This is a genomic window from Pseudomonas sp. URMO17WK12:I7, from assembly GCF_003269045.1.
GTDB classification, from domain to species: Bacteria; Pseudomonadota; Gammaproteobacteria; order Pseudomonadales; family Pseudomonadaceae; genus Aquipseudomonas; species Aquipseudomonas putida_J.
Map to the genome: position 1 here is coordinate 28,430 of NZ_QLTL01000025.1, position 23,653 is coordinate 52,082.

Annotated in this window: 23 protein-coding genes; 17 read left to right on the top strand and 6 right to left on the bottom strand. The window is 63.3% G+C overall.

The window, feature by feature from the left end; genetic code table 11:
• Window positions 1-9: 9 nt before the first annotated feature.
• The 3 genes from H040_RS25400 to H040_RS25410 all read right to left on the bottom strand — a co-directional run bounded on the left by H040_RS25400 (window position 10) and on the right by H040_RS25410 (window position 3,710).
• Window positions 10-555 carry a fimbrial protein gene (locus H040_RS25400; RefSeq protein ID WP_027919465.1) on the bottom strand — a complete coding sequence of 182 codons (546 nt, stop codon included), beginning with the start codon at window positions 553-555 and terminating at the stop codon, window positions 10-12.
• A 218-nt stretch (window positions 556-773) separates the two neighbouring features.
• Window positions 774-1,184 (bottom strand): PA2817 family protein, encoded by a 411-nt coding sequence (locus tag H040_RS25405; protein WP_027919464.1) that lies wholly within the window; start codon window positions 1,182-1,184, stop codon window positions 774-776.
• Window positions 1,185-1,262: 78 nt separating this feature from the next.
• On the bottom strand, window positions 1,263-3,710 hold the full coding sequence (locus H040_RS25410; RefSeq protein ID WP_027919463.1) for an acyl-CoA dehydrogenase: 2,448 nt from the start codon (window positions 3,708-3,710) through the stop codon (window positions 1,263-1,265).
• Between the two features lie 283 nt (window positions 3,711-3,993).
• Here H040_RS25410 and H040_RS25415 point away from each other — a divergent pair, with 283 nt between their 5' ends.
• The 3 genes from H040_RS25415 (at window position 3,994) to H040_RS25425 (ending at window position 6,459) form a co-directional block, all read left to right on the top strand.
• Complete coding sequence (locus H040_RS25415) at window positions 3,994-4,617, top strand: glutathione S-transferase (protein ID WP_027919462.1); 624 nt, start codon at window positions 3,994-3,996, stop codon at window positions 4,615-4,617.
• Between the two features lie 133 nt (window positions 4,618-4,750).
• Window positions 4,751-5,683, top strand: coding sequence for an ABC transporter ATP-binding protein (locus tag H040_RS25420; RefSeq protein ID WP_027919461.1), 933 nt, complete (start codon window positions 4,751-4,753; stop codon window positions 5,681-5,683).
• A complete protein-coding gene (locus H040_RS25425) occupies window positions 5,680-6,459 on the top strand; it encodes an ABC transporter permease (protein WP_027919460.1) in 780 nt (259 codons plus the stop codon). The genes H040_RS25420 and H040_RS25425 overlap by 4 nt, the downstream gene beginning before the upstream one ends.
• Here H040_RS25425 and H040_RS25430 read toward each other — a convergent pair.
• Complete coding sequence (locus tag H040_RS25430) at window positions 6,343-6,969, bottom strand: DUF2062 domain-containing protein (RefSeq protein ID WP_027919459.1); 627 nt, start codon at window positions 6,967-6,969, stop codon at window positions 6,343-6,345. The genes H040_RS25425 and H040_RS25430 overlap by 117 nt on opposite strands.
• A gap of 142 nt (window positions 6,970-7,111) precedes the next feature.
• Between H040_RS25430 and H040_RS25435 the strand changes: the two genes are divergently transcribed.
• The 8 genes from H040_RS25435 (at window position 7,112) to murB (ending at window position 14,042) form a co-directional block, all read left to right on the top strand.
• Window positions 7,112-9,328 carry a DNA internalization-related competence protein ComEC/Rec2 gene (locus H040_RS25435; RefSeq protein WP_027919458.1) on the top strand — a complete coding sequence of 739 codons (2,217 nt, stop codon included), beginning with the start codon at window positions 7,112-7,114 and terminating at the stop codon, window positions 9,326-9,328.
• A 166-nt stretch (window positions 9,329-9,494) separates the two neighbouring features.
• Window positions 9,495-10,130: a MotA/TolQ/ExbB proton channel family protein gene (locus H040_RS25440; RefSeq protein WP_027919457.1), complete on the top strand. Its 636-nt coding sequence runs from the start codon at window positions 9,495-9,497 to the stop codon at window positions 10,128-10,130.
• Window positions 10,127-10,561 carry an ExbD/TolR family protein gene (locus H040_RS25445; RefSeq protein ID WP_027919456.1) on the top strand — a complete coding sequence of 145 codons (435 nt, stop codon included), beginning with the start codon at window positions 10,127-10,129 and terminating at the stop codon, window positions 10,559-10,561. Before H040_RS25440 ends, H040_RS25445 begins: the two co-directional genes overlap by 4 nt.
• Window positions 10,561-11,562: a tetraacyldisaccharide 4'-kinase gene (gene lpxK / locus H040_RS25450; protein ID WP_027919455.1), complete on the top strand. Its 1,002-nt coding sequence runs from the start codon at window positions 10,561-10,563 to the stop codon at window positions 11,560-11,562. The genes H040_RS25445 and lpxK overlap by 1 nt, the downstream gene beginning before the upstream one ends.
• A gap of 53 nt (window positions 11,563-11,615) precedes the next feature.
• Window positions 11,616-11,801 (top strand): Trm112 family protein, encoded by a 186-nt coding sequence (locus tag H040_RS25455; RefSeq protein WP_003247142.1) that lies wholly within the window; start codon window positions 11,616-11,618, stop codon window positions 11,799-11,801.
• Complete coding sequence (gene kdsB, locus H040_RS25460; protein WP_027919454.1) at window positions 11,798-12,562, top strand: 3-deoxy-manno-octulosonate cytidylyltransferase; 765 nt, start codon at window positions 11,798-11,800, stop codon at window positions 12,560-12,562. The genes H040_RS25455 and kdsB overlap by 4 nt, the downstream gene beginning before the upstream one ends.
• Entirely contained in the window at window positions 12,562-13,026 is a 465-nt protein-coding gene (locus H040_RS25465) for a low molecular weight protein-tyrosine-phosphatase (protein ID WP_027919453.1), read from the top strand. The genes kdsB and H040_RS25465 overlap by 1 nt, the downstream gene beginning before the upstream one ends.
• Entirely contained in the window at window positions 13,023-14,042 is a 1,020-nt protein-coding gene (gene murB / locus H040_RS25470; protein ID WP_027919452.1) for a UDP-N-acetylmuramate dehydrogenase, read from the top strand. The genes H040_RS25465 and murB overlap by 4 nt, the downstream gene beginning before the upstream one ends.
• A 119-nt stretch (window positions 14,043-14,161) precedes the next feature.
• On the opposite strand, the gene rne is transcribed toward murB, so the two are convergent.
• Entirely contained in the window at window positions 14,162-17,440 is a 3,279-nt protein-coding gene (rne, locus tag H040_RS25475; RefSeq protein WP_027919451.1) for a ribonuclease E, read from the bottom strand.
• A gap of 800 nt (window positions 17,441-18,240) precedes the next feature.
• On the opposite strand from rne, the gene rluC reads away from it, so the two are divergent.
• Genes rluC through H040_RS25495 form a run of 3 tightly spaced genes read left to right on the top strand, consistent with a single transcriptional unit; the run spans window position 18,241 to window position 20,904 of the window.
• Window positions 18,241-19,197 carry a 23S rRNA pseudouridine(955/2504/2580) synthase RluC gene (rluC, locus tag H040_RS25485; protein WP_027919450.1) on the top strand — a complete coding sequence of 319 codons (957 nt, stop codon included), beginning with the start codon at window positions 18,241-18,243 and terminating at the stop codon, window positions 19,195-19,197.
• Window positions 19,187-19,867 (top strand): HAD family hydrolase, encoded by a 681-nt coding sequence (locus tag H040_RS25490; protein ID WP_027919449.1) that lies wholly within the window; start codon window positions 19,187-19,189, stop codon window positions 19,865-19,867. The genes rluC and H040_RS25490 overlap by 11 nt, the downstream gene beginning before the upstream one ends.
• A gap of 2 nt (window positions 19,868-19,869) precedes the next feature.
• Entirely contained in the window at window positions 19,870-20,904 is a 1,035-nt protein-coding gene (locus H040_RS25495) for a S49 family peptidase (RefSeq protein WP_027919448.1), read from the top strand.
• A 269-nt stretch (window positions 20,905-21,173) separates the two neighbouring features.
• Here H040_RS25495 and H040_RS25500 read toward each other — a convergent pair whose 3' ends face one another.
• Window positions 21,174-21,752 (bottom strand): Maf family protein, encoded by a 579-nt coding sequence (locus H040_RS25500; protein WP_027919447.1) that lies wholly within the window; start codon window positions 21,750-21,752, stop codon window positions 21,174-21,176.
• A gap of 96 nt (window positions 21,753-21,848) precedes the next feature.
• Between H040_RS25500 and H040_RS25505 the strand changes: the two genes are divergently transcribed.
• The 3 genes from H040_RS25505 to plsX are packed head-to-tail and all read left to right on the top strand — an operon-like array spanning window position 21,849 to window position 23,586.
• Window positions 21,849-22,376, top strand: a complete 528-nt coding sequence (locus H040_RS25505; protein WP_027919446.1) for a YceD family protein — start codon at window positions 21,849-21,851, stop codon at window positions 22,374-22,376.
• A gap of 13 nt (window positions 22,377-22,389) precedes the next feature.
• The gene (gene rpmF / locus H040_RS25510; RefSeq protein WP_010223221.1) at window positions 22,390-22,572 is read left to right on the top strand and encodes a 50S ribosomal protein L32; all 183 of its coding nucleotides are present in this window, start codon (window positions 22,390-22,392) and stop codon (window positions 22,570-22,572) included.
• A 3-nt stretch (window positions 22,573-22,575) separates the two neighbouring features.
• Window positions 22,576-23,586, top strand: coding sequence for a phosphate acyltransferase PlsX (gene plsX, locus H040_RS25515; protein WP_079227052.1), 1,011 nt, complete (start codon window positions 22,576-22,578; stop codon window positions 23,584-23,586).
• Window positions 23,587-23,653 lie beyond the last annotated feature (67 nt).

The following is a 23,653-nucleotide window of genomic DNA, read 5'->3' on the forward strand; positions in this document are numbered from 1 at the left end:
CCTTTGGGGCTATTTCAGGTTGAACACGAAAGGAATCGTGGCGTTGACTGGCCCGGCGCTGACGGTTGCTGCGGTCGAGCGCAGGTTGGCGTAGAACAGCATCATGCTCTGGCCAGTGGCGTTCAGGTCATATTCCTTGGATTCGGCTCCCCAAGGGATGACGGTGCCGGTGTTGTCCTTGATTGCCAGCGCTACGCCAGCGGCGCTGCCAGGGTGAAGTGCATGCAGAGTGTCGCCCGCGCCTGCTGGGCCGTCTTTGCCAGAGAAGGAGACGACGCCTTTCTTGCCTGTCGGGTCGCAATTGGTTCCGGCAGTGATGCTAAGGCCAAAGCCCAGAGGGGATGATTCTTTGTCAACGCCACCCGTGAGCTGTGAGGCTTCAGCCTCAGGCAGCACGATCGGGTTCAGTACCGCACCGTTGTAAGGGTCGACAATCTCGATGGAGCAGGTGTTGCCGTTGACTTTGCCTGTGAAGAGGATGGTGCCGGTGTCCGGTACGGCATGGACAGTACTGGCGCCCACGGCCAAGCCGAGGGCGATCAAGGTTTTTTTCATTGGAAATACCCGTTGGTCAGTTGATGGCCGCGATCATCGTTACGGATGATGGGCGCATTTGGAGTCCTGGACAGCGTTGCTCAGCTGTAGCAGGGACGCGTGCAGGTTAAGCAGCACGGCACTGAGCGTCTGTAAGGCGAATCAACTTGAAGGCGGGGCATTGGCGGTTGGCTACAGCGTCAGGTCGCGCCTGGGTGCAGGCGCGACCGTCGAGCTGGTCAATGACTGGCAGAGCCGCTTGGCATCGAGAGCAGTTGCTTTTCCTGGTGCCAGTCGAAAGGTTCGTCGTTTTGCTCCGCCTCGTAGCGGCGGTCTTCGAGGCGCTGGTACAGGTCCAGTTCCTCGTCAGGCATGTAGTGCAGGCAATCACCGCCAAAGAACCACAGCAGGTCGCGAGGCACCAGGTGGGCGATTTGCGGGTAGCGCTGAATCACCTGGCAAATCAGGTCCTGGCCCAGATATTGGCTTTCCAGCGGATTCTGCGGCAACAGGGCCAGCAGCTCGTCGAAGCGTTCGAGGAACAGGGCGTGGCTTTCCTCTGGCACCTGCTCGGCATCCCCCAGTGCCACCAGGATGGTGCGCAGGTGGTTGAGCAGTTGCAGGTGATATTCCAGGTGGGGGTTGGCCATGGGGGAGGTCCTCGGGGTAGTCGAAACGGTGGCGGAGTATACGCGGGTTGCGGAAGGGGCCGCAAAACGGCCCCTTGCTCAGCGCACCTTGCCTGGCTCGGGCAGCAACTGTGCCTTGTCGAAGGCATCCACATCGATCACCGCCCGGCGGGCGTGCTCTGCCTCGTGCAACCGTTGCCCCTCACCTGGCTGCAGCGCACCGCTTTGCACTGCCGCATCGATCATCGACTGCCCTGGTGCAGGCTGAACCCTGCCTTCCTTGATAGCCTGGTGCAGCGCCTTGTGCAGCGGGGTTGCCTCATCCAATAAGTCGCAGGCCCGTTGCAGTGCCGCCACTGGGTCGCCATTGGCCTGCGGGCGGAAGCATCCTGCAAGCAACTCCTCCAGGGCCGGGTCGCCCTTGCTGCGGCCGATCAGCGCCGCCACTTCGGCATCCAGTTCATCGCATGGCCCGGTATGACGGCGGCCGAACGGAAACACCAGCACGCGTAACGCACAGCCGACAAAGCGGTTGGGGAAGTTGTCGAGCAGCCGGTCCAAGGCCTTTTCAGCCTGGCCGAGGCTTTCTTCCATGGCCCAGCGCAGCAGTGGCTGCATGTGCTCCGGAGAACCCAGGTCGTGATAACGCTTGAGTGCGGCGCTGGACAGGTACAGATAGCTCAGCACATCGCCCAGGCGCGCACTCAGGCGTTCGCGGCGCTTGAGCGCGCCGCCCAGCAGCATCATCGACAGATCCGCGAGCAGGGCGAATGCGGCGGCCTGGCGATTGAGAGCACGGAAGTAGCCCTGGCTCAGGGCATCACCCGGCACCTTTTCCAGGCGGCCCAGCCCCAGATTGAACACCAGCGTGCTGGCCGCGTTGCCAGCGGCGAACATGATGTGTTTCATCAGCAGGTCGTCGAATTCCTTCAGTGCCTGATCACGGTCTTCTCGACCGGCCAGGGCCATCTCCTTGAGCACGAACGGGTGGCAGCGGATAGCACCCTGGCCGAAGATCATCAGGTTGCGCGAAAGAATGTTCGCCCCCTCGACAGTGATGAAAATCGGTGCTCCTTGCCAGTTGCGGCCCAGGTAATTGTTCGGGCCCATGATGATGCCCTTGCCCCCGTGCACGTCCATGGCGTGCTGGATGCATTCGCGGCCACGCTCCGTCAGGTGGTACTTGAGAATCGCCGACAACACCGAAGGTTTCTCACCGAGGTCCACGGCTTTGGCGGTCAGCAGGCGGGCGCTGTCCATCAGCCAGGCATTGCCGCCGATGCGTGCCAGTGATTCCTGGATACCCTCGAAGGCCGCCAATGGCACATTGAATTGCTCGCGAATGTTCGCGTACTGGCCGGTGACCAGGCTGGTGTACTTGGCGGCACCGGTGCCAACGGCAGGCAGGGAGATGGATCTGCCTACCGAGAGGCAGTTCATCAGCATCATCCAGCCCTTGCCGAGCATGGCCTGGCCGCCAATCAGGAAGTCCAGCGGCACGAACACGTCCTTGCCGCTATTAGGGCCATTCATGAAGGCTGCGCCCAGCGGCAAGTGGCGTTTGCCGATATCCACGCCGGGGGTATTGGTGGGGATCAGTGCAAGGCTGATGCCCAGTTCTTCTTCTTCGCCCAGCAGGTGATCCGGGTCGTAGGCCTTGAACGCCAGGCCCAGCAGGGTAGCGACCGGGCCGAGGGTGATGTAGCGTTTTTCCCAGTTCAGGCGCAGTCCGATGACCTCTTCACCGTTCCACTGGCCTTTGCAGATGACCCCGGTGTCGGGCATTGCGCCGGCGTCGGAGCCGGCCAGCGGGCCGGTGAGGGCGAAGCAGGGGATGTCATCGCCACGAGCCAGGCGCGGCAGATAGTGGTCGCGTTGTTCGTCGGTACCGTAGTGCAACAGCAGTTCTGCCGGGCCGAGTGAGTTGGGCACCATTACCGTGGACGCCAGGTCGCCGCTGCGCGTGGCCAGTTTCATCGCCACCTGGGAGTGGGCATGGGCAGAGAAGCCTTTTCCGCCGTACTCCTTGGGAATGATCAGGGCGAAGAAGCCGTGGGACTTGATGTGCTGCCAGGCTTCGGGTGGCAGGTCCATGTCCTGGCCGATCTGCCAGTCGCTGACCATTGCGCACAGCTCTTCTGTTGGGCCGTCGATGAAGGCCTGTTCTTCCTCGGTGAGCTTGGGTGCCGGGTAATCGAGCAGGGTGCGCCAGTCGGGGCGGCCGCTGAACAGCTCACCGTCCCACCACACAGTACCGGCGTCGATGGCTTCGCGCTCGGTCTGCGACATGGGAGGCAGGGTACGCTGGAACCACGTGAACACCGGGCCGGTGAACACCTTGCGGCGCCAGTCCGGCAGTGCCACCAGGGCGATTTTCAGGGCCAGTACAATCCACAGCAGCGTCAGCAGCCAGCCAGGGGCGCTGCTGAAAATGCCCATCAACAGCACATAGGCCGCCATGATGCCCAGTATCTGCAAGGGCGCCAGGCGCCGGTGCGTGAGATATGCCGCGCCGATCACCAGCACCACCAACCACAACAGCAACATAATCGGTCCTCCTTGGAACCAAGGGCTTGAGCCGTCCCAGACAGCGTAGACGCAACACTGTGAACAGCCTGTTCAGAACAGTGACAGGGTGTGGCGGTGGGAGTTTCAGATCATTGTTCGCCTGTGCCGGCCTCATCGCCGGTAAACCCGCTCCCACAGGAACATCGCCGGCTTGAAGGTTGTGATGATCCTGTGGGAGCGGGCTTGCCCGCGAAGAGGCCAGTACAGGCAATAAAACTCTGGAGTAGACTGTTCACCCACTGCATTCCATAAGGACATTGCCATGCTGAAGATCTGGGGCCGCAAGAATTCGAGCAATGTGCGCAAGGCGCTGTGGGTCGCCCATGAGCTGGGTCTTGATTTCGAATCCATTGACGCCGGTGGCGCCTTTGGCGTGGTCAACGAGCCGCACTACCGTGCACGTAACCCCAACGGCCTGGTGCCGATGCTTGAAGATGGCGACCTGACTCTGTGGGAATCCAACACCATCGTCCGCTACCTGTGCGCCGAATACGGTGCAGAGCAGGGCTGGTACCTGGAAGACCCCCGCCAGCGTGCCCTGGCCGACAAGTGGATGGACTGGACCACCTCATCCTTCGCCACCCCGTTCCGCCCGCTGTTCTGGGGCCTGCTGCGCACCCCTGAAGACCAGCGCGACTGGGTGGCAATCAACGCCGCGCACAAGCAGTGCGCGCAGTTGCTGGCAATTGCCGACGAAACCCTGGCGCACCAACCGTACCTTTCCGGTGACCAGATCGGCATGGGCGACATCCCACTGGGTAGCTTCGTCTACGCCTGGTTCGAAATGCCCATCGAACGCCCGGCCATGCGTCATCTGGAAGCCTGGTACGAGCGCCTCAAGGCCCGCCCGGCCTACCAGGCCGCCGTAATGACCGCGCTGACCTGAGCTTGCTTCGATAGTCATTATCAATAGATGTGACTGTACTTGTGCGGCCGGGCCTTGCACCATGGCCGCACTCACTGCGCCAGTGATCTGCCCTGGCGTGTCCTGCACCTTTTTCTTCGGTAAGTGACCCGCTATGAGTTCCGCCCTGTCCATCCGACAGCTGACCAAGACCTACGGCAACGGCTTCCAGGCCCTCAAAGGCATCGACCTCGATGTTGCCGAAGGCGACTTCTTCGCCTTGCTCGGCCCCAACGGCGCCGGCAAGTCCACGACCATCGGCATCCTCTCGACGTTGGTCAACAAGACCAGTGGCACAGTCAACGTGTTTGGCCACGACCTTGACCGCGAGCCCTCGGCGCTCAAGCGCTGCCTGGGCGTGGTGCCGCAGGAATTCAACTTCAACCAGTTCGAGAAGACCTTCGACATCGTAGTCACCCAGGCCGGTTACTACGGCATCCCGCCCAAGCTGGCCAAGGAGCGCGCCGAGCAGTACCTCACCCAGCTGGGCCTGTGGGACAAGCGCGATGTGCAGTCGCGTTCGCTGTCCGGTGGCATGAAGCGCCGTTTGATGATCGCCCGCGCACTGATCCACGAGCCGCGGCTGTTGATCCTCGACGAGCCGACTGCCGGCGTGGACATCGAGCTGCGTCGCTCGATGTGGAGCTTCCTCACCGAGCTCAACCAGAAGGGCATCACGATCATCCTCACCACGCACTACCTGGAAGAGGCCGAGCAACTGTGCCGTAACATCGGCATCATCGACCACGGCACCATCGTCGAGAACACCAGCATGCGCCAGTTGCTGGGCAAGCTGCATGTCGAGACCTTCGTCCTCGACCTCAAGCAGGACCTGGCCTCGGCGCCTGTGCTGCAAGGCTACCCCTGCCGGCTGCTGACCCCGCACACCCTGGAAGTGCAGGTGGAGAAGGACATCGGCATTACCGCACTGTTCGGCCAGCTGGCGTTGCAGAACATCGAGGTACAGAGCCTGCGCAACAAGACCAACCGACTCGAGGAGCTGTTTGTGTCCCTGGTGGAAAAAAACCTGTCGAAGGTGGCCGTATGAGTGTGGAACTGCGCACCAACTGGGTCGCCCTGAACACCATCGTCTACCGCGAAGTGCGGCGCTTCCTGCGTATCTGGCCGCAGACCCTGCTGCCGCCAGCGATCACCATGGTTCTGTACTTCGTCATCTTCGGCAACCTGATCGGCCGGCAGATTGGCGACATGGGTGGTTTCACGTACATGCAGTACATCGTGCCGGGGCTGATCATGATGTCGGTGATCACCAACTCCTACGGCAACGTGGTGTCGAGCTTCTTCGGCAGCAAGTTCCAGCGCTCCATCGAGGAGCTGATGGTGTCACCGGTGTCGCCACACACCATTCTCGTGGGATATGTGCTGGGTGGCGTGCTGCGTGGCTTGGCGGTTGGGGTGATCGTGACCATCCTGTCGATGTTCTTCACCGACCTGCAGGTGCATCACCTGGGTGTGACCGTGGTCGTGGTGCTGCTGACCGCGACAATCTTCTCGCTGCTGGGCTTCGTCAACGCGGTGTTTGCGCGCAACTTCGACGATATCTCGATCATTCCAACGTTCGTGCTGACGCCCCTGACCTACCTGGGCGGAGTGTTCTACTCCATTAACCTGCTGCCGCCGTTCTGGCAGACCGTGTCGCTGGCCAACCCGGTGCTGCACATGGTCAACTCGTTCCGCTACGGCATCCTAGGGGTGTCGGATATCAGTATTGGCACGGCGATCACCTTCATGCTGGTGGCCACCGCGGTGCTCTATGTGCTGTGCGTTCGCCTGCTGGTCAGTGGCCGCGGCATGCGTGCCTGATACCCGTTGCTTGCGCCGGCGCCACTGCCGGCCAATCCACCAGCGCCAGTACAGCAAGGTAGTGAAGTAGGCGAAAATGCCCAGCACCACCCCGCACACCACCGAACCCAGCAGGAACGGCTGCCACAGCGTGGCCAGCTGGTCGGTGATCCATTCGAAGGTCAGTTCGTCGGGCAGGCTGCGGGGCGGTATCTGCAGCAGCCAGGCGCCGGTCATGTAGGTGACGAAGAACACCGGCGGCATGGTCAGCGGGTTGGTCAGCCAGACCAGGCTGACGGCGATCGGCAGGTTGCCGCGTACCGGGATCGCCAGTGCTGCAGCCAGCAGCATCTGCATGGGGATGGGGATCAACGCCGCGAACAGGCCCACGCCCATGGCCCGCGCCACCGAGTGGCGGTTGAGGTGCCAGAGGTTAGGGTCGTGCAGCAACTTGCCGAAAAAGCGTAAGGACTTGTGTTCCCGAATGCTGGTCGGGTCCGGCATGTAGCGTTTGAAAAGGCGGCGCGGCATGTGGGCTCCCGGAGCATTGATCGGGGAAGTATGCCTTGATTCCATCTCAGCCTTGTTCAGAGTTTGTGACAATTGTTGAGCAGGCACGGGCGGCTTTTCGGCTATGCCTCAGTAGGCGATTCCGCTTCTGGAGCTCTACCTCATGCGCACAGGGATGTTTGCGCTCGCGCTCGGGCTATTGAGCCTGGGCTTTCTCCCCTTTTTGCCGTCGGTCGGGTGGCTGCTACTGCTTGTGCTGGGGGGTGGTGTCTGCGCGTGCACCCGGCTGTGGCCGCTGGGCTGTTTTGTGCTGGGGCTGTGTTGGGCCTGCTGGTCGGCCCAGCAGGCGCTGGATGAGCGCCTGGCTGCGGGGCTCGATGGCCGCGCGCTTTGGCTGGAGGGCCGGGTCGCAGGCTTGCCGACGCGGACTGCGCAGGGCGTGCGCTTTGAGCTGGAGCAGCCACGTTCGCGTCGCGCCGAGTTGCCCCGGCGGTTGCAATTGAGCTGGTTCAACGGCCCGGCCATTCGCGCTGGCGAGCACTGGCGGCTGGCGGTCACCCTGCAGCGCCCGGCGGGGTTGCTCAACCCTCATGGCCCGGACCGTGAGGCTCAACTGCTGGCGCGCCGAATCGGCGCCACTGGCACCGTGAAAGCGGGCCAGGTGTTGCACGCGGCGCCACCGGGGTGGCGAGATGCGTTACGCGAGCGGCTGTTGAATGTCGATGCCCTTGGTCAGGAAGCTGCTTTGGTGGCGTTGGTGCTGGGGGATGGCGCAGGGTTGGCCCGCGACCAGTGGCAGGTACTGCAGGCTACCGGCACGGTGCACTTGATGGTGATTTCCGGCCAGCACATCGGCCTGGTTGCAGGGCTACTGTATGCCTTGATAGCGGGGCTGGCGCGCTGGGGGCTGTGGCCGCGTGACTGGCCATGGTTGCCCTGGGCATGCGGCCTGGCGCTGACGGCGGCGCTGGCTTATGGCTGGCTGGCAGGCGGCGGCGTGCCGGTGCAGCGCGCTTGCCTGATGCTGACGGTGGTGCTGTTGTGGCGCCTGCGCTTTCGTCAGCTAGGTGCGATGTTCCCGCTGCTGCTGGCGCTGAACCTGGTGCTGCTGGCAGAGCCCCTGGCGGTGTTGCTACCCGGGTTCTGGTTGTCGTTTGCGGCAGTGGCGATCCTGATCTGCAGCTTTGCCGCGCGCCTTGGCGGCTGGCGACCTTGGGAGGCGTGGACGCGGGCCCAGTGGGTAATCGCCGTAGGCCTGCTGCCTGTGTTGCTGGCCACGGGCTTGCCGGTGAGCCTGACCGCACCCCTGGCAAACGTGCTGGCAGTGCCTTGGGTCAGCCTGGGCGTGTTGCCGTTGGCGTTGCTCGGCACCCTGTTGCTGCCGCTGGCAGGCATTGGCGAGGGCTTGCTATGGCTGGCGGGAGGCATGCTGGACTTGTTGTTGCGCCTGCTTGCCTCGATAGCAGCGTGGCGCCCGGCATGGACACCGCCAGCTTTGCCGGTGCATGCATGGTTGCTTGTGTGTATTGGAGCGCTGCTGTGGTTGCTGCCACGCGGAGTGCCGGTGCGCGGCCTGGGCGGGGTCCTGCTGCTGGCCTTGTGGGTGCCGAGAGAGCCAGTGCCGCATGGTCAGGTAGAGGTATGGCAGCTAGACGTCGGTCAAGGTCTGGCGGTGCTGTTGCGCACGCGGCATCACGCCCTGCTGTACGACGCAGGGCCGGCCAAGGGCGAAATCGACTTGGGCGAGCGGGTGGTGCTGCCGACCCTGCGCAAGCTTGGGGTGGGCAGCCTGGACCTGATGTTGATCAGCCACGCCCATGCCGACCATGCGGGCGGTGCTGCGGCCATCGAGCGTGGTTTGCCAGTCCGGCAAATGATTGGCGGCGAAGCGCTGGATGATGTGCAGCTGCAACCTTGCACCAGTGGCGAACACTGGACCTGGGATGGCGTACGCTTTTCGTTATGGCGTTGGGCTGACGGGCAAAGCAGCAATGACCGCTCTTGTGTGTTGCTGGTCGAGGCGCAGGGCGAGCGTTTGCTGCTGGCGGGGGATATGGAGGCCGGCGCAGAGCGGGCTTGGCTGGCACAGAACGAAGCGCCCCGTATCGACTGGCTGCAGGCGCCGCACCATGGTAGCCGCACTTCTTCCAGCGAGGCCTTCATCCGCGCTACGGCTGCGCGTGGGGTGCTGATTTCACGGGGGCGCAACAACAGCTTCGGGCACCCGCATGCTCAGGTGGTCGAACGCTATGGTCGGCATGGCGTGGCCATTCACGACACGGCGGAAGAAGGGGGCTTGCGGCTGGTGCTGGGGAGCCATGGCGATGTCGAGGGTGTGCGTCGGCAGCGGCGATTCTGGCGGGAGGCTGGCGGTGGCTGACCGGTCCTCTTCGCGGGCAAGCTCGCTCCCACGGGCGATCGCAAGCCTCGTTAGGGGCGGGCTTGCCCGCGAAGAGGCCGGCCCTGCCATTTGCCTGACCTCCGGCAGATGAGCCCTTTGCGCTCCTGTGTTAGAGTGGCGGCCTTTTTCCAGAGGGGCGTTTACTGTGTGGGAATTGGTCAAGTCCGGTGGTTGGATGATGCTGCCGATCATTCTGAGCTCCATCGCCGCCATGGCTATCGTCGTCGAGCGCCTGTGGACCTTGCGCGCCAGCCGCGTTAGCCCGCCGCACCTGCTGGGCCAGGTATGGATGTGGATCAAGGACAAGCAACTCACCAGTGACAAGCTCAAGGCCCTGCGCGCCGATTCGCCGCTGGGCGAGATTCTCGCTGCTGGCCTGGCCAACTCGCGCCATGGCCGCGAAATCATGAAAGAGTGCATCGAGGAGGCCGCCTCGCGCGTCATCCACGAACTCGAGCGCTACATCAGCACCCTCGGCACCATCGCTGCCATGGCGCCGCTGCTCGGCCTGCTGGGCACCGTGCTGGGCATGATCGATATCTTCAGCGCCTTCATGGGCTCGCAGATGACCGCCAACGCCGCTGTGCTGGCCGGCGGTATCTCCAAGGCCCTGGTCACCACTGCGGCCGGCCTGATGGTTGGTATCCCGGCGGTATTCTTCCACCGCTTCCTGCTGCGCCGCATCGATGAGCTGGTGGTGGGCATGGAGCAGGAGGCGATCAAGCTGGTGGAAGTGATCCAGGGCGACCGCGAAGTGGAAGTGGCCGGAGGCAAGGCGTGAAGTTCCGGCGCAATCGCCAGCGGGAGAACGTCGACATCAATCTTGCATCGCTGATCGATGTGGTGTTCGTCCTGCTGCTGTTCTTCGTGGTCACCACCACCTTCACCCGCGAGACCCAGTTGCGTGTCGAGCTGCCCGAAGCGGCCAGCGCCGAGCAGGCACCGGCCGATCAGGGCAAACTGGTGGAAGTGACCATCAGCGCCGATGGTGTGTATTCGGTGAACAACCACCTGCTGCCCAAGAGCGACCTGGCGACCCTGAGCGAGGCCATCGAGCGCGAATCTGGCGGTGACAACAAGTTGCCGCTGGCCATCAGCGCCGACGGCAAGACCCCACACCAGGCCGTGATCACCGCAATGGATGCCGCCGGCAAGCTCGGTTTCAGCCACCTGCGCATGACCACCGTCGAGGCTGCCCAGGGGACACCTTGATGGCGCTCGCCGACCGCTTGCTCGCCGCCTGGTACACCGGGCATCCGGCCCTGGCGCTGCTGCGCCCGCTTGAAGCGTTGTACCGGCGCGTTGTGAGGCGCAAGCGCGCGCGTTTCCTTAGTGGCGAAAGTGCCAGCTATCGGGCGCCGGTGCCGGTCATCGTGGTAGGTAACATCACCGTGGGCGGCACCGGGAAGACGCCGATGATTCTCTGGCTGATCGAGCATTGCCGCCGCCAGGGCCTCAAGGTGGGTGTGGTCAGCCGTGGCTACGGTGCCAAGCCGCCGCACTACCCGTGGCGGGTAGAAGCGAGCCAGCCGGCCGAACAAGCCGGCGACGAACCTTTGCTGATCGTCCAGCGCACTGGCGTGCCGCTGATGATCGACCCTGACCGTTCCGGCGCGGTGCAGGCGCTGCTCGCCAGTGAGCCACTTGACCTGATCCTGTGCGACGATGGCATGCAGCATTACCGCCTGGCCCGTGACCTTGAACTGGTACTGATCGATGCCGCACGTGGTCTGGGCAATGGCTGCTGCCTGCCTGCTGGCCCGCTGCGCGAACCGCGCGAGCGCCTGCAAGAGGTGGACGCCGTGCTGTACAACGGTGCCGATGGCGACCGTGCGGACGGTTTTGGCTTCCGTCTGCAGCCGTCTGCCCTGGTCAACCTGCGCAGCGGCGAACGCCGCGAACTGGGCTTTTTCCCGCCGGGCCAGCGCCTGCATGCGGTGGCCGGTATCGGTAACCCGCAACGTTTCTTCAATACCCTGCTGGAGCTAAACTGGCAGCCGGTGCCGCACCCCTTTGCCGACCATGCACAGTTCAGTGCCGAAAGCCTGGCGTTCAGCCCGGCACTGCCGCTGATCATGACCGAGAAGGATGCGGTGAAATGCCGGGCCTTCGCCGCCGACGACTGGTGGTACCTGGCGGTCGAGGCACAGCCCACGCCTGCCTTCGGCGCCTGGTTCGACAACCAGCTGCAACGGTTGCTGCGCAAGCCCTGAACGCTCATTCAGCTAATTCAATGTTCCGGCCACCTGGCCTCAAGGAAGCCTCCATGGACACCAAACTGCTCGATATCCTCGCCTGCCCGATCACCAAGGGCCCGCTCAAGCTCAGTGCTGACAAGACCGAGCTGATCAGCAAGGGCGCAGGCCTGGCCTACCCGATCCGTGACGGTATCCCGGTGATGCTGGAAAGCGAAGCGCGTACCTTGACCGACGACGAGCGTCTGGACAAATGAGCGTGAACTTCACCGTGGTCATTCCCGCCCGGCTGCGCTCCACGCGCCTGCCGGGCAAGCCGCTGCTGGCAATTGCTGGCAAGCCTATGGTCCAGCACGTCTGGGAGCAGGCGCGCAAGAGTGGCGCCAGTCGGGTGGTCATCGCCACCGATGACGCCAGCATCCTCGAAGCCTGCCAGGCCTTTGGCGCCGAAGTGCTGATGACCCGCGCCGACCATGAATCGGGCACTGACCGCCTGGCCGAAGTGGCTACGCACCTGGGGCTGCCGGCTGATGCCATCGTGGTCAACGTACAGGGCGACGAGCCCTTGATCCCACCGGTGATCATCGACCAGGTGGCCGCCAACCTGGCAGCCCACCCGGAAGCCGGCATCGCCACCCTGGCCGAGCCGATCCATGAGCCGGAAACCGTGTTCAACCCCAATGCGGTCAAGGTGGTCAGCGACAAGAACGGCCTGGCCTTGAGTTTCAGCCGTGCGCCGCTGCCTTGGGCCCGCGACGCCTTTGCCAAGGACCGCGACGTGCTGCCGCAAGGCGTGCCGTATCGCCGCCACATCGGCATGTATGCCTACCGCGTCGGCTTCCTGCAGGACTTCGTCAGCTGGGGCCCATGCTGGCTCGAGCAGACCGAGGCCCTGGAGCAGCTGCGTGCGCTGTGGCATGGCGTGCGTATCCACGTCGAAGACGCCATCCAGGCGCCAGCCGTGGGAGTGGATACCCCCGAAGACCTGGAGCGCGTACGGCGCTTGCTGGAGGCCTGATGCGCGTCCTGTTCGTCTGCCTCGGCAATATCTGCCGCTCGCCCACCGCCGAAGGCGTGCTGCGCCATCAGTTGCAGGCGGCCGGCCTGGCTGAGCAGGTGCATGTGGCGTCTGCCGGTACCGGCGACTGGCATGTTGGCAAGGCCCCAGACAGCCGCACCTGCAAGGCAGCGCTGACGCGTGGTTATGACCTGTCGCGCCAGCGTGCCCAGCAAGTCAAGCCGGCGCATTTCGCCGAGTACGACCTGATCCTGGCCATGGATGAGAGCAACCTCGCCCACCTGCGCGCCATGCGCCCGCACAATGCCAGTGGCGAGCTCGACCTGTTCCTGCGCCGTTACGGCGCGGCCCTGGACGAGGTGCCAGACCCTTACTATGGCGGTGCCGAGGGCTTCGAGCAGGTGCTCGACCTGATCGAGGCTGCGTGCCGCGAGCTGGTCGTGGAAATCAAGGGGCGGCTATGACAGCGGTTTGGCAGGAGCAGGTTTCGCTAAAGCCCTACAACACCTTCGGCATCGACGTAAAAGCCCGGTATTTCACCCAGGCACACAGTGATGACGAAGTGCGCGAGGCGTTGGCCCAGGCGCGCCAGCGTCAGTTGCGAGTGCAGGTGATCGGGGGGGGCAGCAACCTGCTGCTGACCCGCGATATCGATGCGCTGGTACTGCACATGGCCAGCCGTGGCCAGCGCGTGCTGAGTGATGACGGCGAGCGGGTGGTGGTCGAGGCGCAAGCTGGTGAACCTTGGCACCCGTTCGTGCAATGGTCGTTGGCGCAAGGCTATTGTGGCCTGGAGAACCTCAGCCTGATACCTGGCACCGTGGGCGCTGCGCCGATGCAGAACGTCGGCGCCTATGGCGTCGAGATCAAGGATGTGTTCGCCGGGCTGACCGCGCTGGACCGGGAGACCGGGGCGCTGCGCGATTTCAGCCTGGAGGAGTGCGCCTTCGGTTACCGCGACAGCGTGTTCAAGCGCAACCCTGGGCGCTGGTTGATCTTGCGTGTGCGCTTTGCGCTGAGCCACGACTTGCAGGCACATCTGGACTATGGCCCTGTGCGCCAGCGCCTGGTGGAGCAGGGCGTTGAGCAGCCAACCGCGCAGGCGATCAGCGACGCCATTTGCAGCATTCGTCGCGAAAAACTGCCGGACCCGGCGGAGTTGGGTAACGCCGGGAGCTTCTTCAAGAATCCGGTAGTGTCGGCTGAGCTGGTCGAAAGCATTCGAAGCCAGTACCCGGGCGTGGTGGCCTATCCCCAGGCAGGCGGCCAGGTGAAGCTGGCAGCGGGCTGGTTGATCGAGCAGGCGGGCTGGAAAGGCTACCGTGAGGGCGATGCGGGTGTCCATCGGCTGCAGTCGCTGGTACTGGTCAATTATGGCCAGGCGAGCGGGGCGCAGGTGCATGCGCTGGCGCAGCGGATTCAGGCAGATATCCTGCAGCGGTTCGGCGTGGAGCTGGAGATGGAGCCCAACCTGTACTGATTGCTTTGCCTTTCCCGGCCCCGACTTGCCCGCGAAGAGGCCGGAACAGGTAAAACAGACAGGCAAGAAAAAGCCCCGCCAGTTCGCACTGGCGGGGCTTTTTCATTCAGCCTTGGCTATCAACCGTGATGAGGCTTGTGCTCATCGGCGGTTTCCAGTGCGGGCTTGGCAGCTTCCTGCGCAGCCTTGGCAGCGGCCTCGGCTTCACGCTTGCGGCGACGCACTTCGCGTGGGTCGTTCGGCGCGCGGCCGTTAGGCAGCATGACAGTAGCGGCTTCGACGGTTGCAGGGGCTTCTACAGGGGCTGGCACGACTACCGCAGGGGTAGCTTCGGCAGCAACAGGTTCTACCGCCACTTCCGGCTGGGCTTCGATGACGGCAGCTGGCTGCTCGGCAACCGGTGCTTCTTCAGCCACAACCTGAGCCTGCTCGGCTTCACCGCCCTCGACCACTGGCGCTTCGATCACTTCGGCTTTGGCAGCAGGTGCTTCAACCGGTGCTTGGGCTGCTGCCACTGGCTCGGCGGCAGGGGTTACTTCAACCACTGGCTGCGGTGCGACCTCGACCACTGGCTCGGCGCTGGCTTCGACTACGGTGACCGGCTCGCTGACAGGCTGTTCGACCACCGGCGCGATGACAGCTTCCTCGGCTTGAGCAACCACTTCGGCCTGCTCGGCCGGCTGGGCGACTTCGCTGTTTTCAGTGGTTACAGCTTCGGCGCTGGCGCGCTCGGCCTGCTGGTTGGCTTCAGCCTCGGCATTGGCGCTGATGTGGCTGCTGGCGACAGCGGCAGTGACGGCCAGGCCGGCAGCCAGTTCGGCGCCAAGCTCGGTGGCTTGATGCTGCTGCGGCTGCTCTTCGCTGCCTTCTTCGTCGCTGCCTTCGATCAGCTCGCCATTGGCATTGCGCTGACGCTCACGGCGGTTGCTGCGGCGACGCTGGCCACGGGAGCGACGACGCGGACGCTCGTCATCGGTGCCTTCCTGCTCGTCCTGCAGCAGCTCTTCGTTCGGCAGTTGCTCTTCGGCGAGTTCGGCCGCCTGCTCAGCAGCCTGTTCGGCTGGGCGTGGCTGGCGCTCTTCGCGCGGTGGGCGAGGCTGGCGTTCTTCGCGAGGAGCACGTTCTTCGCGAGGAGCACGTTCTTCACGCGGGGCACGCTCTTCGCGGGGCGCACGCTCTTCACGAGGGGCGCGCTCTTCACGAGGAGCACGTTCTTCACGAGGTGCGCGCTCTTCGCGTGGTGCACGCTCTTCACGTGGGGCGCGTTCTTCGCGTGGCGCACGCTCTTCGCGGGCTACACGCTCTTCGCGCGGCTGGCGCTCTTCGCGTTCTGCCGGTGTGGCGTCCAGCGGCTCGCGCAGTTCGCGTACGCGCTCTTCACCGCGGTTGCCGCGGCGGTCTTCGCGTGGCTGGCGTGGTGCGCGCTCTTCACGTGGCGCACGCTCTTCGCGAGGGGCGCGTTCTTCACGTGGAGCACGCTCCTCGCGTGGTGCGCGTTCTTCACGCGGGGCGCGTTCGGCTCGCTCTTCGCGTGGCTTGCGTTCTTCATCGCGGCGGCCATTGCGGTTGCGGCTCTGCTGGCGGCCGTTACGGCGCTCTTCGTTGCGCGCGTTACGCTCGGCAGCCGGCTTCTCGGCGGCGGCGACGACCGGTGCGGCGGCAGGTTCTTCCTTGCCGGCGAACAGGCTGACCAGCGACTTCACCAGGCCTTTGAACAGGCTTGGCTCAGGTGCGCTCGGTGCAGGGGCTACCGGTGCTGCAGGCTGAGGCTGCTCTTCGGCGGCGCTCGGTACTGGAGCGTTGGCACGGGCCGGCGCAGTCTTCACCGCGGCTTCCTGGCGAACCAGGGTGCGGGTGGCGGTTGGCTGTGGTGCTTCTTCAGTTTCGGCAGCGGCGATTTCGTAGCTGGACTGGTTGTTCAGCACTTCCGGGTTGTCGTCGCGCAGGCGCTGGACTTCGAAGTGCGGGGTTTCCAGGTGGTCGTTCGGCAGAATGATGATGCGTGCACGAGTGCGCAGTTCGATCTTGGTGATCGAGTTGCGCTTCTCGTTGAGCAGGAAGGCGGCAACCGGGATCGGCACCTGGGCACGTACTTCGGCGGTACGGTCTTTCAGGGCTTCTTCTTCGATCAGGCGCAGGATAGCCAGCGACAGCGATTCGACGTCACGGATGATGCCGGTGCCGGAGCAGCGAGGGCAGACGATGCCGCTGCTTTCGCCGAGCGATGGGCGCAGGCGCTGACGGGACATTTCCAGCAGGCCGAAGCGCGAGATGCGACCGACCTGAACGCGGGCGCGGTCGGCTTCCAGGCACTCACGTACGCGCTCTTCTACTGCGCGCTGGTTTTTCGCCGGGGTCATGTCGATGAAGTCGATGACGATCAGGCCGCCGATGTCACGCAGACGCAGCTGGCGGGCGATTTCCTCGGCCGCTTCCAGGTTTGTCTGCAGGGCGGTTTCCTCGATGTCGCTGCCTTTGGTGGCGCGCGCCGAGTTGATGTCGATGGAGACCAGTGCTTCGGTCGGGTCGATCACGATCGAGCCACCGGACGGCAGGTCGACGACGCGCTGGAAGGCGGTCTCGATCTGGCTTTCGATCTGGAAACGGTTGAACAGCGGCACGCTGTCTTCGTACAGCTTGACCTTGCTGGCGTACTGCGGCATCACCTGGCGGATGAAGGTCAGGGCTTCTTCCTGGGCATCGATGCTGTCGATCAGCACTTCGCCGATGTCCTGGCGCAGGTAGTCGCGGATGGCGCGGATGATGACGTTGCTTTCCTGGTAGATCAGGAACGGCGCGGCGCGGTCCAGGGACGCTTCCTTGATGGCGGTCCACAGTTGCAGCAGGTAGTCGAGGTCCCACTGCATTTCTTCGCTGCTGCGGCCAAGGCCGGCAGTGCGCACGATCAGGCCCATGTCGCCCGGCACGGTCAGGCCGTTCAGGGCTTCACGCAGCTCGTTGCGCTCTTCGCCTTCGATGCGGCGGGAGATGCCACCGGCACGCGGGTTGTTCGGCATCAGTACCAGGTAGCGGCCAGCCAGGCTGATGAAGGTGGTCAGGGCGGCGCCTTTGTTGCCGCGCTCTTCCTTCTCGACCTGGACGATGACTTCCTGGCCTTCGCTCAGGACTTCCTTGATGTTGACCCGGCCTTCAGGGGCTTTCTTGAAGTATTCGCGGGAGATTTCCTTCAGCGGCAGGAAGCCGTGACGTTCGGAGCCGAAGTCGACGAAGGCGGCTTCGAGGCTGGGCTCGATCCGGGTGATCTTGCCTTTGTAGATGTTGGCCTTTTTCTGCTCACGTGCGCCGGACTCGATGTCCAGGTCGTAGAGACGTTGGCCGTCCACCAGGGCTACACGCAACTCTTCGGGTTGAGTTGCGTTAATCAGCATTCTTTTCATGTTGTACCGTCGGTTTCCGGGCTGCCGGAAACGGCGTTCGGCACACACGACTTCTCATGGTCGGTGCCAAGGTGCGCAAAGGGTGGCCGGGCCACCCCCGTGTCGAGCAACGTTCGGCACCAGCCGGTTGCCCAGCCTGCCGTTGTCGCGACGACGCGTCCTGTTTGCTGCGGTGCCTACCAGGCCCCGGTGGCTTCGAATGGGTATCCGAATCAACCAAGCGGGCCTCGTGCACTCAGTCAGGAGGAGGAATCAACCGTCAGCCGTGGACGCCCGGAGGCATCTGTTCAGGACCTTATCCGCTCGCCGGCCATTCAGTGGGCCGGTGGCCGGACGCGGTGCTACACGGTCCGAGGGCTGTGCATCTCCACCCTGCACGTATCCCTGATAATTCGGGTGCTGCCGCGCGCTGAATCCGCAACGGGTTGCATTTTTCGCCAGCTTCGAACGGGAAGCTGACGCCATTACATATCCAAGGCAGGTATTTCCGAAGCATTCGCCTTGCGTTGCGTGGAAGCGACGGGGGCGGGCAGAGGTGCAGCGAAAAGAATCGGGAAGCAGGTGAAAAACCACACTTGTCGTTTTTTTCGGTCTTCTCTACACAGCGCTGGTGGCGATTCCAGGCAATTCGGTAAACTGGCGAAAACCCCGTAGGACGGCCTCGCGTCCTGGAGAACTGCGTAGGTCAGGAACCGGCCCAGGGCCTGGTTTCACTGGCCTGCCGCTTTTGGCGGCGTTCGCGACTATAGCAGTAATGATTAAGTGCTTCAATTCCATAAATAATTGTTATGATCCCCGCCATGACGACCAATACCCCTCCGACTTCCGGCGTTCAGCTGATCGAAGTCGCGCCGGAACTTGCCGGCCAACGAATCGACAATTTCCTCATCACGGCGCTCAAGGGCGTGCCCAAGACCCTGGTCTACCGCATCCTGCGCAAGGGTGAGGTGCGGGTCAACAAAGGGCGGGTCAAGCCGGAATACAAGATCCAGGCCGGCGATATCGTGCGCGTTCCGCCTGTCCGGTTGCCCGAGCGTGACGAGCCGGCACCTGTGGCCCAGGGGCTGCTGCAGCGCCTGGAGGCAGCCATCGTCTATGAAGACAAGGCGCTGATCGTGATGAACAAGCCGGCCGGCATTGCTGTGCACGGCGGCAGCGGCCTGAGCTTTGGTGTGATCGAGGCGCTGCGCCAGCTGCGCCCGGACGCCAAGGAGCTGGAGCTGGTACACCGCCTGGACCGCGACACCTCGGGCCTGCTGATGATCGCCAAGAAGCGCAGCATGCTGCGCCACCTGCATGCCGCCCTGCGTGGTGACGGCGTGGACAAGCGTTACATGGCGCTGGTACGTGGCCACTGGCCGACTTCGAAGAAGCAGGTCAATGCACCGCTGCTCAAGAGCAACCTGCGCTCCGGCGAGCGCATGGTCGAGGTCAACGATGAAGGCAAGGAGGCGCTGACCCTTTTCCGCGTGCTGCGCCGTTTCGGCGAGTTCGCCACCATTGTCGAGGCGCGCCCGATTACCGGTCGCACCCACCAGATCCGCGTGCACACCTTGCATGCCGGCCACATGATCGCCGGTGACAGCAAGTATGGCGACGAAGACTTCAGTCGCGAGATTCGCGAGCTGGGTGGCAAGCGTCTGTTCCTGCATGCCTATGCCCTGACCGTGCCGCTGCCCGATGGCGGTGAGCTCAAGCTTGAGGCGCCAGTGGATGAGGTGTGGGCGAAAACCGTGGAGCGACTCAGTGCGCCGTGACTATGAGTTACTGATTTTCGATTGGGATGGCACCCTGGCCGACAGCATCGGCCGCATCGTCGAGTCGATGAATGCCGCTGCCGAGCGTGCCGGCGAAGCGCCTAGCCCCGAGGGTGCGGTCAAGGGCATCATCGGCCTCGCGCTGGGGGAGGCCATCTCGACGCTGTATCCGCACCTTGATCCGTTGCAGGTCGAAACTTTCCGCCGGCACTACGCCGACATCTACATGGCCCTGGATCAGCAGCCTTCGCCCTTGTTCGAGGGTGTTGTCGAGTCGCTGGATGCGTTCCGTGCTGAAGGCTATCGCCTGGCAGTGGCGACTGGCAAGGCGCGCCGCGGGCTGGACCGCGTGCTCAAGGCCAATGGCTGGGAGCAGTTCTTCGACATCACCCGTGCCGCTGATGAAACCCGTGGCAAGCCGCACCCACTGATGCTCGAAGAAATCCTCGGGCATTGCGGCGTCGAACCCGGGCGGGCGCTGATGGTCGGAGATTCGGCATTCGACCTGCAAATGGCCAGTAATGCCGGCATGCATTCGGTGGCGGTGGGCTATGGCGCCATGTCGCTGCAGGCGCTGGCCGAGTTCGGCCCGCAGGTGTGTATCGAGCATTTTTCCCAGCTGCGCGAGTGGCTGGCCGGTTCCAGGCAAGTTCAATTCCAAGGTAGGTGAGCATGGCTGACGAGTGGAAAGCGCCGGTTAACGAAACCGACGAGGAGCGCCTCGCCCGCGAGGCGCGTGAAGCGCAGAACGAAGAGGTTCGTGTCGAGCAGAAGAGCTGGAAGCTGCTGGAGAAGACCTTGCTGGCCGGTGTTCAGGAGCAGCGTCGGGCCCGGCGCTGGGGGATCTTCTTCAAACTGCTGACCTTCGTCTACCTGTTCGGCATTCTGGTGCTGTTCACGCCATTGATGGACATGGACAAGGCCACCTCGCGCAGCGGCAATCACACTGCGTTGGTAGAGGTTCGCGGGGTGATTGCCGACCAGGAGGCCGCCAGTGCCGACAACTTGGTCAAGAGCCTGCGCGATGCGTTCAAGGACCCCAAGACCAAAGCCGTGGTCATGCGCATCAACAGTCCGGGCGGCAGCCCGGTGCAGGCGGGCTATGTGTACGATGAAATTCGTCGTCTGCGTGGTGAGCACCCAGATATCAAGCTGTATGCGGTAATCGCCGATCTGGGGGCTTCCGGTGCCTACTACATCGCCAGTGCCGCGGATGAGATCTATGCCGACAAGGCCAGTCTGGTTGGCTCCATTGGCGTGACGGCGGCCGGCTACGGCTTCGTGGGTTCCATGGAGAAGCTGGGTGTCGAGCGCCGTACCTATACAGCGGGTGAGCACAAAGCCTTCCTTGACCCGTTCTCGCCAGAAAAGCCTGATGAGCGTGCGTTCTGGCAGGGTGTGCTGGATACCACCCACCAGCAGTTCATTGCCATGGTCAAGCAGGGGCGGGGAGACCGCTTGAAGGATAAGGAGCATCCGGAATTGTTCAGTGGCCTGGTCTGGTCAGGTGAGCAGGCCAAGGCGCTGGGGTTGGTGGATGGGTTGGGCAGTGCCAGCTATGTGGCGCGTGAAATCGTCGGTGAGAAGGATCTGGTCGACTACACCGTGCAGGAATCGCCATTCGATCGCTTCTCCAAGCGCATTGGTGCCAGCGTGGCCGAGCACTTGGCCATGTGGATGGGCTTCCAGGGGCCGCAGTTGCGCTGAGCCTGTCGTGCGTTTTGCGGCGCCTGAGCGATCGAGCGCCGCCGGCGCGGCGCATCGCGGATAAATCCGCGCCTGCATTTGCTGCAGCGTGGCCATGCCTGACAGGCCATGGTTGTCAGTCGGTTTGCAAGGCTCAAGCCATGCGCCAAGGCGGGCGATCATGGCGTAACAGGTTCGGCACGTTGCAACAGGTGTAGGAGCGGATTTATCCGCGATGCGCCGCGCGGGCGGCGCTCGATCTCTCAGGCGCCACAACCCTCAAGCCGGGCTCAGGGAACCGTCACGCCTTCCTTGGTCAGCATATCCACCAGTCGAATCAGCGGCAGCCCTATAAGGCTGGTCGCGTCACAACCGTGGGTGCTCTGGAACAAGCTCACGCCCAGCCCCTCGGCCTTGAAGCTCCCTGCGCAGTCCAGTGGCTGCTCTGCCTCCACATAGCGCTCCACGCGCTCCCGATCCAGCTCGCGCATTGTTACCGTGAATGGCACGCAGTCGACCTGGCATTGCCCGGTCGCGGTGTTGAGCAGCGCCAGCCCGGTCAGGAAAGTCACCTGCTGGCCGCTGGCTTCGAGCAACTGCTCGCAGGCGCGCTCGAAGGTGTGTGGCTTGCCTAGAATCTGCTCCCCGAGTACCGCTACCTGGTCTGAGCCGATGATCAGGTGCTGCGGGTGGCTGTCAGCCAGTGCTTCTGCCTTTTGCCTGGACAGGCGCCGGACCAGCTCCACGGCGGGCTCGTCAGCCAGGCGCTGCTCGTCTAGGTCGGGGCTTGCCCAGGTGAAGGGCAGGCGCAAGCGCGCGAGCAGTTCGCGCCGGTAGGCAGAGCTGGAAGCCAGCAACAGAGGCAGCATGATAGACTCCTGGTCAGTTGAACCTGATTCTAACATGCAAGATGCCGCCGAATTTCCTTTGACAGGGGCGGGGGGCATCCCTAGAATGCTGCGCCTATGTTGAATGACCCGATTCCACCTCACGTTGACCCGCGCAAATTAGCCGACCGAGGCGTATCCATCACTGGTACGCTGCAACTCGCTGATTTGGAAAGACTCTGCGACCCGCTTTCCGACGATGTCGGTACGGTGCAGGCGAAGTTCGATTTTGAACGAGATGAACAGCACGTGGTGGTTATCCACAGCGAGCTGGACGTCGAGGTCAAAATGGTTTGCCAGCGTTGTCTTGAGCTGGTCACCCTGCCGATCCACAGCGAATGTACTTACGCCGTGGTGAAGGAGGGTGCGAATACCCAGTCGTTGCCGAAAGGCTATGACGTGCTGGAACTGGGCGAAGATCCTTTGGATCTGCAGGCCTTGGTCGAGGAGGAGCTGCTGCTCGCCTTGCCTATCGTGCCTGCTCATCATCCGGAAGAATGCCAGCAGCCGGCGGGCGCAGACGAGCCCGAATCGAGCAAGGACGAGGTATCGCGGTCCAACCCGTTCAGTGTTTTGGCGCAGTTAAAGCGTGACCCAAACGTTTAGGAGTTAATCAATTATGGCTGTTCAGCAGAACAAAAAATCCCGCTCTGCCCGTGACATGCGCCGTTCGCACGACGCTCTGTCGGAAAACGCGCTGTCGGTAGAAAAGACCACTGGTGAAGTACACCTGCGTCACCACGTTTCGCCAGAAGGCGTATACCGTGGTCGTAAAGTGATCGACAAGGGCGCTGACGAGTAATCCTTGTCCGCTCAGATCATCGCGATCGACGCAATGGGCGGGGACTTCGGTCCCCGCAGCATTGTCCAGGCTAGCATTGCCTGCCTTTCGGCTACCCCCTCGCTGCACCTGACCCTCGTCGGTCAACCCTCCCTCCTTGAAGATCTTGTCAGCGGCCTTGCAGCTGCGGATCGCGCGCGCCTGCAGATTGTCGCCGCCAGTGAGGTGATCGGTATGGACGAGCGGCCATCCCAGGCGTTGCGTGGCAAGCCGGATTCGTCGATGCGCATCGCCCTTGAACTGGTGCGGGACGGCAAGGCTCAGGCCTGCGTCAGTGCTGGCAATACCGGGGCGCTGATGGCGTTGTCGCGTTTTGTGCTCAAGACCCTGCCGGGTATCGATCGGCCTGCCATGGTCGCGGCCATTCCGACGCAGGCAGGCTACTGCCAGCTGCTCGACCTGGGTGCCAACGTCGACTGCAGTGCCGAGAACCTCTACCAGTTCGCCGTCATGGGCTCCGTGGCTGCCCAGGCCTTGGGCATTCACCGGCCGCGTGTAGCGCTGTTGAACATCGGTACCGAGGACATCAAGGGCAATCAGCAGGTCAAGCTGGCTGCCACGTTGCTGCAGAATGCCCGCGGCCTCAATTATGTCGGCTTCGTCGAAGGTGACGGCCTGTACCGCGGCGAGGCGGATGTGGTGGTGTGTGACGGCTTTGTCGGCAACATCCTGCTCAAGTCCAGCGAAGGCCTGGCGACCATGATCGGCGAGCGTATCGAGAAGCTGTTCAAGGGTGGCGCGTTGTCGCGGGTAGCCGGGGCGGTGGCGATGCCGCTGCTCAAGCGCCTGCAGGCCGACCTGGCGCCAGCGCGGCATAATGGCGCGAGCTTCCTCGGGCTGCAGGGCATCGTCATCAAGAGCCATGGCTCAGCGGGTGTGCAGGGTTTTCAAAGTGCGATCCAGCGGGCGCTGATCGAGATCCAGGAAAACCTTCCGCAGCGGCTGCATGGCCGCCTTGAAGATTTGTTGCCTTAGGCATTTCGCCGATGAAGTGCTTAAATGTGACCGCTTGGTCTGCGTATCCATCCAAGTTTTCAAATTC